Consider the following 12,812-nt stretch of genomic DNA (forward strand, 5'->3'; position numbering starts at 1 on the left):
TTTCCAACCCGCAAAATCAATGACCCCTGGTTGCTGCATTTTTACTGAGGGATGCGTTCCGTCAGGACATCATTCCCTGCGAGGTCATAATAAATACAGGTCATTTCATTCAGGTTAACGACCCACTTCTCCACTCCTGTTGCTGCGCAATCTTTGCAAAATTCAAAGTAATCTGTTTCTCCATGCTGATGAATTTTCAGGCAATGTTCAAACCGTTCTTTATCGCAAAGGTCAGCTATGGTTAGCTCCTCATACATTGGTGTTGAGCTCGTTCTATACCCTTCAGTTCCGAAATATTCCGTGCAGCTATCCTTCACCCGGGTTTCAAAGGCTGTAACCCCTAATATTTTAATTTCCTGAATATATTCAGGAAAGTCTGCACCGGATTTCACCTTGCTATGCGCCTGTTTAATCTGTTCAACGGTAAACATATTTCATCTGATTTATATGCATACCGCTAAAATAAAGAATCAAACGGGCTTCGCAAAGCTATAAAAACTTCAAAAAAGGATCAGCGTTACGTTTACACCATTTCTTTAAATAATTGCGCAGGACATTCCCTTGCTTTTTACCTGAGGCTTCCACAGCCAGGTTGTTCATTTCACCCGGGTCTTTTTTCAGGTCAAATAACTGCTCTTTTATTTCCCCTTTACTATAAACAATATATTTAAAATCACCGGTAATGACAGCTCTTCCACTGATGCCCAGCAGAACCTCATTGTCGGCGAAATCAGTCTCGATCACCAAAGTATCACGCAGTTGTTTTAGCGGATCAGTTATTTTCAGGCTGAGGTCGATCCCCTTTAAATAAGCAGGTTTTTTGACACCGGTAAATCCACAAATTGTGGGAATCAGGTCGATGCCATTGCAGACCAGCATGCTGTCAGTTCGTCCTTCCCAGGCTCCCATCTTCGCAATAATGAAAGGTACTTTGGAGGCTTCCTCGTACAAAACCTGTTTTTGATTCCAGCGGTGTGCAGCATAACCATCGCCATGATCGGCAGTAAAAATAATAATGGTATTCTTTTCTGCGTCATATTTTTTTAGCGAAGCCAGCACCATGCCAATGTAATTGTCCACCTTCTCCACCAAACGGTTATATGCCCAGCGGTATTGCCTCCATTGATTTCCCGTCCAGTTTACCGTTGGATAGGTGCGAAAGCTGACTTTCTGTTGCTCCCGAAGCACCTCCGGCTCATGCGGAGAAATACTCCAGTTGGCTGGTAATTCAGGACATTCAGCTGCCGGTGGTGCATCCTCCAGCACATCCATCTTTAAGGCATCACCACGTGCCCATTCACAGATGTCGTGAGGATTTAAAAAAGAAGCAACCAGCAAAAAGGGCTGAGTGCTGTTTTCTTTGATAAAACGTGCACAATAAGCTGGTGTCCCTGCATCGTTATAATCTAAGAAATTGGTGTTTTCAATGTAATCAAAACCATGCTGACTGACCTTGGCTACGGGCACAGGTAAATGCCATTTACCTACATATCCGGTTTTATAGCCGCCATTTTGAAATATCCTGCCCATCATCAGCAGACTGTCTGGCCATAATCCGTCCTTTTCAGGTGTATTTCCCGTGAAGCCGGTTTCAAAGGGCATTTTACCACTAAAGATCGCTGTTCGTGATGGCGTACACAGGGGCTGTGCACAATAAGCCCTGGTAAATTTCAGTCCATTTTTTGCCAGCTTGTCCATGGCTGGCGTATGCAGGTCTTTATTGCCTGCATTGCTCATCGCATCCGCCGTTTGCTGATCGGTCATAATGATCAGGATGTTCGGACGGGATGCTGTTTGTGCATGCAGTCTTTGACTTAAAACGAGGAGCAGCAACAAATAGAGAATACGGTAGTTCATGATATTGGTTATTTATTTGAAACAAAATCCGGCGCATCGGGAAGTCTTTACCCTGCAGACAAAGCGCAGTTACTGCAGGCCTGGTTTAATCAAACGAATTTAAAATTCCCCAGGCATAAGGTGCTTCGAAATTGTTCCAAAAACTTCTGATTTTGATGAATCTTCATCACTTCAGGTTTTCAATCTTTTCCAGGTATTCACTTGGCATCACGCCGAAGTAGTTCTTGAATGCGGTAGAAAAATAGGAAGGCGTATTAAAGCCACAGGTATAGGCAATTTGGGCGATGGTATACCTTTTGGACAACAGCAGTTCTACCGCTTTTTTAAACCGGATGCGTTTCATGAAATCATTAACGGATTCTCCCGTAATCGCCTTTAGTTTCAGGTAAAGGTTAGACCTGCTCATACCGATCTCTTTACTGAATTTATCAACCGAAAATTCAGAATCAGAAAGATGAAGTTCGACGATGGAAATGGCTTCTTTCAGAAATTCCTCATCAAGCGTATTGAAGGCAATATTTTCAGGTACGATTTCCTTACTTGCAGAATAGTATTCTTTCAGCCTTTTGCGCGAACGCAGAAGGTTGCTGATTTTTGCCGCCAACAAATTGGTGGAAAAAGGTTTGGTCAGGTAATCATCTGCGCCCATCTCCAGGCCTTTGATCTGCTGATTGGTTTCTGTCTTTGCCGTTAAAAGAATCAAAGGAATGTGGGAAGTATTGATGTTCTGCTTGATGCGTTTACACAAATGCAAACCATCCAGTTCAGGCATCATCACATCACTGATGATCAAATCGAATTGCTGATTTTCCAGCATCGCCAAAGCCATCTTACCATCGTAAGCAAGGGAGACCTGATAAGTCTCGCTAAAAAAGTCCTCCAGATAGGCTAAGATCTCTTTATTGTCGTCCACAATCAACAACCTGATGTCCTTATTTTTTTCCTGCTGATCGCTCAGCAGCAGCTCTTCTGTTTTCCAGTCTGAACGGTCATCTCCTGCACCTTCATCCTCCGGTACAATCGAAAGTTCATACACCCGGCTTTCCGCAAGGAGGTCATCCTTATAAACTTCTTCAGACATGGGGATCCTGATTGTAAAAACGCTTCCTTTTCCGGGCTCGCTTTCTGCGGTGATGCTCCCGTGGTGTAAAGCCACCAAACTTCTGGTGAAGGCCAGACCAACACCAGAGCCCAGGTTCATTTCCCGGCCGTTCACCTGATAGAAACGATCAAAGACCTTTGACAGATCCTGCTCGGCAATCCCCACACCTGTATCCGAAATCCGGATCAGCAGCATCCCCTCTTTTGTCTCCAGCTCTATGCTGATCTGATGGCCTGAACCCGTGTATTTAAATGCATTGGACAAGAGGTTAAACAAGATCTTTTCCATTGCATCTTTATCAAAGTAAAAAGACAATTTTGCCTCCGTCGACCGGTACGTGTAGCGGATATTGTTTCGCTCTGAAAGCGGTTGAAAAGACTCGTAAATCTCATTGATAAAACTTACCATATCGCCCTTGGCCACTTTAAGTTGCCGGGTTCCCATTTCTGTTTTCCTGAACTCAAATAACTGGTCTACTAAATTATAGAGCCTTTTAGCATTGATCAGCATTAGTTCCAGCTTTTTAGCTGAGGACCTGTCCCCGCCTGGTTTTTTAATCAGTTCCTCCAAAGGCGCTAAAATTAAGGTTAAGGGGGTCCTGAGTTCATGAGAAACATTGGTAAAAAAGTCCATCTTTACCTGATTGATGTACCTGACCTTTTCTTTGTCCAGCCGCTCCAGCTTTAACTGGTTCAGGGCTTTTATTCTTTCTGCGATGATCCGGTAACCGATCCAGGCAGATACACTAATGATCACCAGCATTGCCAGGTAAAACCAGGTCGTTTTATACCATGGTGGCAAAATGGAGATTTCCAGGTTCCTCGTCCGGCTCGTTTCGCCATTAGGCCCTACCGCCTTTACCGACAAAAAGTATTTGCCATGGGGCAGATTGCTATAGCTTATTTTCAGTTCATCGGTTTCCTGCCAGCCGGTATCAATGCCTTCCAGCTTATAATAGTAATGGGTACGGTTGGCGGAGATATAATTGAAAGCGTTGAAAAAAATACTGAACTGTTTATCATCCGGTCCCAGCTCCAGCTCATTCGTCTGGTCGATATGGTTGCTCAGGATATTTGTTCCATCCGCTGTACTCACCGTTTTATTAAAAACCTCCAGGGCGGTAAAGCTGAGTTTCAATGGCAGTTGTTTTTGCTTGACTGCAGAAGGATAGAAATAAGAAATCCCTTTGATACCGCCAAAGAGCAACATGCCATCCTTAGCCTTACAAAAAGAGTACTCATTGAACTGATTGTTCTGTAAGCCATCGCTTTCATCAAAAGCCTGTATTGCAAAGCTGTCGGGATTGAATTTGAGCAGGCCGCTGTTTGTGGAAATCCATAAATTACCTTCATCATCCGGCTGGATGCCATAAATGGTCCCGTTCAGAAATTCCCTTTTATTTTTGAAGCTGATAAAAGTACCTTTCGTTTCATCGAATAAACTCAGGCCGTCCCTGGTCCCCATCCAGATCCTCTTCTTTTTGTCTTCCGTAATACAATTGACGATGTCTTCGCTCAATGTACCATCTCCGATATTTCCGAAGAGCAGGTTATCGGGATAAAACTGCGAAACCCCATTGGTGGTTCCGATCCAGATTCTATGCTGACTATCTTCAAACAAGCAGGTGATGTCATCAGAAATCAACCGCTTTCCGGCATTATCTGAAGTCACATGTATAAATTTCTGTGAAGAGGATATAAACTGGTCCAAACCGGAACGTGTACCTATCCAGATTCGACCTTTATGGTCTTTCAAAATACTGTAAACCAGATCACCACTGATGCTGTTCGGATCATTTACATCCGGCAGATAGCGTTTGATCTTACCCGTTGAAGGATTGAGCACGTTTAGTCCGCCTTTATGTGTGCCTACCAGTACATTTCCCGCATCATCAAAATCAATGGCCTTAATGTTATTGGAACTTAAGCCATTTGGACTATTTTCATTCGAAACATAATAACTGATGGTATTTTTCGAAGGATTCCAGTAGTTCAGTCCCTTATTGTTTGTTCCAATCCAGAAATTGCCGGACTGATCTTGTTTGATCGCACTGATCACTTCATCATTGAGCGAAGGTTTACCTGTATTCTGACTGAGCAGGTTAAACTTGATGTCGTCTTTATGGTAATAGCTCAGTCCGCCATAGTAGGTCCCTAACCACATCCCGTTTTGTTTGTCCCGGTAAATCCACCGAACCGAATTCTGGCCTATGGTGAAAGGCTGTGAAAGCTGGTGATAGTAATTATCGAAGGCAGCTGTGGATGGGTTTAAGATCGAAAGCCCTCTGAACGTTCCCAGCCAGATGTTCCCTTCCACATCTTTAACGATAGACCTGATGTTATTGTCGGCGATGCTGTTTGTTCCGGCAGTATGTGTAAAAGACCGGCTTTGTCGGGTTTTAACATTATAACGCAACAAACCATTGCCTTCTGTAGCGATCCAAAAATCAGTATTGTCGATAAAAACATCACTTACATAAGGTTTATCTACACCAAGAGCTATTTTATTTAATGCGGTTCTGTTCTGATTGATTTCAAAAAGACCAACATCGGTACCCAACAGCAGGTTACGTTTCCAGGTTCCTATGTAAGAAATCTTTTTGATTCCATGAGCCAAGGTATTCATGTTGACCGGGACAAATTGTTTGGCAGATGGCTTCAGGCAAAAAATATCTCCCGCGATTGAGACGACCCAAATGTGATGCGAAGCATCTTCTGTCATGGAACAGATGTACCACTCGCCAATGCTGTGTGGCAATTTGTAATTGATAAAGCTGTCGGTCTTAGCGTCGTACCTGCTGATTCCCTGATTCCCCCCGACCCATAAACTGCCACTTTGATCGATAAAAAGACAACGGATATAATACGATTGCAGGCTCGCTGCATCTTCTTTGACAGGCCGGTAAGTCTTAAAACTCTTGCCATCATAACGGTTCAGGCCATCTTGTGTGCCTACCCAGACAAAGCCCAGGGTATCCTGTCTGATCGCAAAAACAGTACTTTGAGACAATCCCTTATCCACAGAAATATTCCGGAATTGTTTACTTCCCTGCTGCGCAAAACCCCTTTGGCAGAGCGCCAACAGAAAAACAACAACTATACCGGAAATTACCTGCAGTAGTCCTTTATTCCCGCCCCCGAAATTCATACATCTTCCTTTAATCCAATACATTTATGATCCCCACAAGATAGCGATTTAAGCTCTTTTAATAATTAGGATTTTGAACGAGGTTTTTATTCAGATCTATTTCTCTCAAGGGAATCGGATACAATTCGTTCTTACCATCTTTGAACATTGTTCCGGCGATATAGGGATAATTATTCCGGTAGCTCTTCAGTGCAGCTTCTGTGGCACGAAGGCTTTCTCCTAAAATATTCCATCGCATCAGGTCGTATTTCCGTAGTCCCTCAAAGCAAAGCTCCCAGGCGCGTTCGTTCTTCAATGCGTTAAAAAAGCTTGTTTTGCTCAATCCTGCCGGCAGATCAACTGCCGGGTCGGCAACATTCAGGACTTTGCCAAAGCCTCTCCTCCTGACCATGTTTATGGCATTGTAAGCTTCCGCATTTGGTCCTTCATTCATTTCGTTTTCTGCTTCTGCCCGCATCAGCAGGACATCTGCATAACGCAAAACCACATAATTGATATCCGTATTGTTCAGGTCTTTTGGTGGCAATACCTGATATTCCCTGCGCCATTTTCCCGGTGCATAATTGTTGTCTTGTGTGGCCGGATATTCGATGACCTGTCCTGTTGCATTAATCTGATAAGTAGCAACCGATACCTCTCTCCTTAAATCCCCCGCAGCAAATGAATTTCTAAACAGCGGCGTGGTTTTTACATAGGAATTCGTGCGTCCGTAATTTGTACCTGCGGCTACTGCCGGTGCATTCCATTGTCCGATCAGGCCAGAGCCAGGTGTTACACCGCTCAGGTTATAAAATGCCACCTCAAACATGCTTTCATTCGGGTCTATCTTCAGCTGGCTCTGGTTTCTAAAAAACTGTTCAAAGCTTGGGTTTAATGCATATACACCGCTTTCCATGATTTCCTTTGTCTCCTTTAGCGCAATGGCATAGAAGTCCTTATAATTTGAAGGGCGTTCCATTTGCCCTTTTTGTCTTAATGAAAACCCTCCGGCAAATAAGGCGACCCTTGCCAGCATGCCTTTTGCCGCCATTTTGCTGATGCGTTCATCAGTTGTTTTTCCATCTGGCAGCAGGCTGATCGCCCCGGTCATGTCTTTGATCACCTGGGCATAAACCTCATCGATGGAAACCTTAGGCAGGCGAAGGTCGTCCCCCGAGCGCGTTGGTGTCAATTTCAAAGGCAGCCCGCCAAACAACCTCGCCAATTCGGCATAATAAAACCCGCGCAAAAATTTTGCTTCGCCAAGATAGCGGTCCAGGGTTTTACGTTGGGCAGCGTTGCCATAAGCGCTCATTTGAGGTATCTTATCGATCACAAGATTGGCCCGGTTAATTCCTTCATAATAGGTTTGCCAGCTTCCCTGTGTGTATATCGATTCTGATGAAATGACATAATGTGCTACCCCACGAAAGTCTGAGGTCACGAGGTCCCTGACCTGCGCAATGTCGTTGTCGTTTTCATAGAGGATAGAGGAATAAAAGCCCAGTGTATTGAGGTTACACATGCTTTGATAAATCCCTAAGGTGGCCAAATCAGCTTCTTCAACGGTATTGAAGAATTTCTCTGCATCAAAAACAGATTTGGGATCCTCCGTAAGTCCTTTTTTGCAGGCGGTAAAATTAGCCATAACGGCGGTCAGCAGTATTAACCTGATGGTATTGTTGATATAGAATTTAAGTGTTGTTCTCATGATCGGAAATGTTTTTATAATGAAATATTCAAACCAGCCACAAAGTATCTGCTGCGGGGATAGCCGCCGAAGTCTACTCCCGGTGTCAGGCCTCCGGCACTGCTTGTGCTCACTTCCGGATCATAACCGGAATACCCATGGAATACATGCAGGTTATAAGCTGTTAAATAGACCCTCAAATTGCTCAGTTTAGCTTTGGAGATCCAGCTTTTTGGCAGGTTGTAACCTAAGCTCACATTGTTGATCCGCAAAAATGATCCATCCTCTACTACCTGGTCAAAGAAACGTGGTGTTGTTCCATAACCATCGTATCTTGGAATCGTTTTCCCTCCGTTTAAGACAGATAAGGCTGTTGGTGTATTGATTTTATTTCCATTGCCATCAATGGTGGTCCACCTGTCCCTGAAGTAATTCAGGGTGTTGGTATAAGCACTGACATTCGTTGCCATCTGAAGTTTATTGGCATTGTACACGTCATTGCCGATGGCCCAATTGATGAAAATACTGAGGTCAAATCCTTTATAAGAAAAAGTATTGTTAAAGCCACCTGTAAACTTCGGGATGCCATTTCCGATCACTGTTCTGTCGGCTGGATTAATCAGTCCGTCTCCATTCAGATCCTGGAGCTTCAGAAAACCCGGTTGTGCCGCATAGTTTACATCAACAGGCAATCCTGGTTTCAGGGTATAATTGTTTGTTGTCGGGTTATAGTTAAAATCACTCACCTGGTATACCCCATCAGATTTGTAGCCATACATCAGGCCAATTGCACTGCCTACTTCCAGCAAATAATCGCTTTGAGCGGACCAGCTGTTGCTAAATCTTCTGTTCTCATCCGTACTTAAAGACAAGACCTTATTTTTATTCCATGCCATGTTCAGCGTACTGTTCCAGATGAAGGCATCAGTTTTGACATTAACCGTGTTCAAACTAAGTTCTATACCTCTGTTGGAAGTAGAACCAATATTGATGACCTGTGAAGCAAAGCCGCTGATATAGGGAACCTGGGCGGACAACAATAAATCTTTTGTACGGTTGTCGTACGCTTCAACCGTAAGACTCAGGCGTTGTTTAAAAAAGCCCAGATCCAGTCCTATATTCAGGGATTTGGTCGTCTCCCATTTTAGATTATTGTTCTCAATATTGTTTGGATAAATCGTCGTGCTGTTGTTGTTGTTTAAAGGATAACTGCCATTGGCCAGCTGACTCAGCATCAGATAATTGGCGATCCGGTTATTTCCGGAAGTACCATAACTTAAACGCAGTTTCGCGTCGGAAAGGAACTTGACATTTTTCAAGAAATGTTCGTTAATGGCCCTCCAGGCGAATGCTGCAGAAGGAAAATACCCCCATTTATTATTGTCGCCGAACTTAGAAGATCCATCCGCCCGTAATGTGGCAGTAAAGATATACCTGTCTTTATAAGTATAATTTGCACGGCTAAAAAAGGAAAACAAATCTTCTGCTTCGGCAGAAGAGGTTGGAATTCCCGGTGTTGTGCCTAAGCCGATATTGTCCAGGCCGAGGTTAACCGTTGGGAATTTACTGTTGCTGGCCGAAAAACTTTCTAAAGTAGCATATTGCTGTTCCTGTCCGAGTAAAAACGAGACTTTATGGGTTTTGTTAAACTCATTGTCGTACGTGATCGTGTTGTTGTAATTAAATCCGTTGTTATCGGTCTGCGTTAAGGATCCAAAAGGCCCTCCGCTCCGCTTCGACACAATGGAACGGGCATCGTTAAACAGCTTTGCTTTTGTTCCCGAGATCTTCGCAGAGACCAAACCACGGTAAGTGAAGTGATTTGCAAAGTTATATTCCAAAGATGTATTCAGGTTCAGCGTCCGGTTTAAAGAAGACCTGAGCTGGGACTCTGCGTTGATCAGCGGATTTTGTAAAGGAATGGTATTCACATCTATTGTAGGGTCATTGTCCAGGTCTAAAAATTCCTGATCTGTAGAATTCCTGTTGCTGATGGGCCGGTACTGAAAAATATTGATCAGGGGATTGAAGCGGTCTCCTCCTTCTCGGGTTCCGAATCCGGTGATATTCTGGTCGCTGTAATTGACGATGGCATTCAGCTTCATCTTTTTACTGATGTTATGCGACAGGCTGAATTTTGCGATATTCTTTACCGAACCTCCCGGCCGGACAAGGCCCTGATCGTCACTTCTGGAGAAGAACAAATTAAAACGTGTTTCGCTCTGTCCGCCTGCAATACTCACTTTATGATATTGCGTATTTGCCCAGTCGCCAAACATTACCTCCTGCCAGTTGATTCCCGTTCTGTTTGCATAAGTGGATTGTAAATCTGAATAATTACCAAAATCGCGCTGTAAATCGGCATACTTCAAAGGGTCCGCCCCAAGTTTTTCGTAGAGTAAGACTGTAAAATCCTGTGGGTTCAGCACGGGGATGAATTTATTCGCTTTTTTTGCCCCGTAATACATATCATAACCGATGCTCAGTTTACCTGGTTTTAACTGTTTAGTCGTTACCAGAATTACGCCGTTAGATCCCCGGGCACCATAAATTGAAGTTGCTGATGCATCCTTTAACACATCGATACTTTCAATATCGGTGGGGTCCAAAAAGTTAAGTCCGTCTGTCTGAGGTACTCCATCTATGACATAAAGCGGTTCGTTGCTTTGGGTGATCGAGCCCCCGCCCCTTAAGGTAATTGAAGGGGTTCCGCCCGGTGTTCCGTCATCAGCTGCGACGCGCAAACCGGAAACACGGCCAACCAATGCGGAAGCCACATTCTGAACCGGAGTCTTCGCCAGCTCCTCTCCTTTCACAGAAGAAACGGCGCCGGTTAAGTCTTTACGCTGCACCTTACCGTAACCAATCACCACCACTTCGTTCAGGTCATTGGCATCATCTAAAAGCTTTACATCAACAGTTGTCCGGCCTTTTACCAGTTGTTCAATCGTTTTAGAACCCAGGTAAGAGAACACCAGTGTGGCATTTGATTTTACTTTAATCTGATAACTGCCCTTCTCATTGGCAACAATGCCATTTTTAGTTCCTTTTTCGAAAACGGTTGCCCCTGGAATGGGTTTATTCTCTCCATCCCTGATCAGCCCTTTTACGGTAATCATATCCTGTGCATAAACCAATGTGCAGATGGATATCAATAAAATTAACAGTACTGTTTTTTTCATGTTGTGTTAAATTTCGTGTCTTAGATGAGCTTGTATCCGGTTTTAATGAACAGGTCATTCGCCGCTTTCCTGGCTGATGCGGTCAGTAGAAATTCGTCGAAGGATTCAGCAGCAGGCGCTACAGTAACTTCTACATTTCCGTTGATGCCAACCAGTGAGATTCCGGCCTGTACCGTTTTGTTTTCATTATTGGCTACCGTACTGTCTTTATCATATATCGCGGCCATTGTGCCTAGTGTAGAATCATTAAAATTGTCTTTCAGCAAATCGCCGTTATCGCTTCTTCGCTGCCCAGGCCATGGCCTTAACTGCTTCAGGTTAACGAGCTGTAATTTATTCACCATCAGGCGGATCTGCGCAGCGTGACGGGCTTCTACAGAATGAATTCTCAGGGCCGCAGACAGTACCGCATTGTTTTCTGTTAATGAAATCAACTGTCCTTTGTAAGCCCTGACGCCAAGGTCCTCAAGCAGCATGGCGGTTCTTAAAAAAGTGGAATAACTGGTATTTACGTTGGTCGCCACTTTTGTATAATCGAAAGCCTCATAAGGCATTGCAGCGCGAACAGTTCCATTTAAGGATTGAATCGTCTGAATCAACAAATTGATATGTGCCTGCTCATGATCGCGAAGCGTAGTAATGACCGGTTTATCCCCCGCAGGTATGAGTGCAGGCGTCAGCGTAAGTGCATTGTTATAGAAATGAAACTCCATATATTCCAGGGCCAGGGCGAAATTCAGGGCCTCCAGCACTACGGTGTTATTGCCCGTTTGCCCATAGGCTTTCTGAAACAGCGTACCCAAAGCCAAAGGCACTGCGGCCACTGAAATTTTCTTACCAAGGTTAAAGAAATCCTTCATTACCCTACGGCGTGGGCTCAGTCGCTCATAGAGCTCCTGATCAACATTTTCAATGTGCTGAAGTATATTTAAGATATTCATGGTTTCAGGTTTACAGGTTAATGACGTTTAGCTTTGTTTTTACATACTTTGCAATCTGTGCCAGGACTTTATCCGGCGATAAGGTGACATCGAGCCCCTTTGCTGCATCTGCACCTAAGGCCGCCAGATCGGCTAAATCGGCAAAAGTATTGACCCCCAGCTGCTCACGCGTCCAGGCCGCATGACGGGCCTCAACAGAAGCCATCTGACTCAAAATAATCAGGGTATAGCTTTCCTTACCCTTTTCTATTGCGCCGTTGTAGGCTGCCAGTACCAGGTCTTCCAAAGTCTTTGCGGCCCCCAGCAGGTTTGTTGCATTGCTAAAATCTATAGAAGAGAAATCAAAGTCCAGGCTGGCGACAGCTGCGGGACCCAAAAATGTTTTAAAAAACTCGCGATGTGCAATTTCATGCAGTTTGATATCATTAAGAAAAACAGACTGAGTAGTGCTGAAACCAGCTGCTAAGTTTTCTGTTGCTTTGGTATAAAATGCAGCTTCCAATTGCTCCAGTACATAAATGTAGTTTAGTAAACCGGTATCGCTTTTAAAATCGATGGTATTGTCTGTATTTACATAGGGACTGGATGGTTCAGGGATTGCTTCCTTACAGCTTAACGCGGTAGCTGCGAGCATAGAGATCCCTGCAAATTGAAAAAATGCTCTCCGCTGTATTTTGCCCTTTAAAAGAATTTCTCTTTGAGCTTCCGTTTCAGAATGACCTCTTGTCATAGGTATTGGTTTTATTATAAGTTCAGGTTATTTGGTCGCTTTCAAAATCACACGAATGTGCGGGTCTTGAAATTAGGGATGAGATCAAATGGATTAAATCAGAAAAGGCAAATTGCTGTTCATAGTTTATAGGTTCAGGATTATTTGGTTGGTTGATAAGAACGAATTTAAAAATCACCAGGGA

At 44.0% G+C, this 12,812-nt stretch carries 7 protein-coding genes; all 7 read right to left on the reverse strand.

The window, feature by feature from the left end; all coding sequences use genetic code 11:
• Window positions 1–41: 41 nt before the first annotated feature.
• Window positions 42–431 (reverse strand): DUF1398 domain-containing protein, encoded by a 390-nt coding sequence (locus tag DBR43_RS17080; protein ID WP_124582941.1) that lies wholly within the window; start codon window positions 429–431, stop codon window positions 42–44.
• A gap of 58 nt (window positions 432–489) precedes the next feature.
• A complete protein-coding gene (locus DBR43_RS17085; RefSeq protein WP_124582943.1) occupies window positions 490–1,857 on the reverse strand; it encodes a sulfatase in 1,368 nt (455 codons plus the stop codon).
• A gap of 166 nt (window positions 1,858–2,023) precedes the next feature.
• Entirely contained in the window at window positions 2,024–6,106 is a 4,083-nt protein-coding gene (locus DBR43_RS17090) for a two-component regulator propeller domain-containing protein (RefSeq protein ID WP_124582945.1), read from the reverse strand.
• Between the two features lie 58 nt (window positions 6,107–6,164).
• Window positions 6,165–7,796 carry a RagB/SusD family nutrient uptake outer membrane protein gene (locus DBR43_RS17095; protein ID WP_124582947.1) on the reverse strand — a complete coding sequence of 544 codons (1,632 nt, stop codon included), beginning with the start codon at window positions 7,794–7,796 and terminating at the stop codon, window positions 6,165–6,167.
• 14 nt (window positions 7,797–7,810) lie between these two features.
• Window positions 7,811–10,957 (reverse strand): SusC/RagA family TonB-linked outer membrane protein, encoded by a 3,147-nt coding sequence (locus DBR43_RS17100; protein WP_124582949.1) that lies wholly within the window; start codon window positions 10,955–10,957, stop codon window positions 7,811–7,813.
• Window positions 10,958–10,977: 20 nt separating this feature from the next.
• Window positions 10,978–11,898 (reverse strand): ferritin-like domain-containing protein, encoded by a 921-nt coding sequence (locus tag DBR43_RS17105; protein WP_124582951.1) that lies wholly within the window; start codon window positions 11,896–11,898, stop codon window positions 10,978–10,980.
• A gap of 10 nt (window positions 11,899–11,908) precedes the next feature.
• Window positions 11,909–12,628: a ferritin-like domain-containing protein gene (locus DBR43_RS17110; RefSeq protein ID WP_124582953.1), complete on the reverse strand. Its 720-nt coding sequence runs from the start codon at window positions 12,626–12,628 to the stop codon at window positions 11,909–11,911.
• Window positions 12,629–12,812: the final 184 nt, after the last annotated feature.

Source organism: Pedobacter sp. KBW06 (genome assembly GCF_003852525.1).
Classification (GTDB): Bacteria; Bacteroidota; Bacteroidia; order Sphingobacteriales; family Sphingobacteriaceae; genus Pedobacter.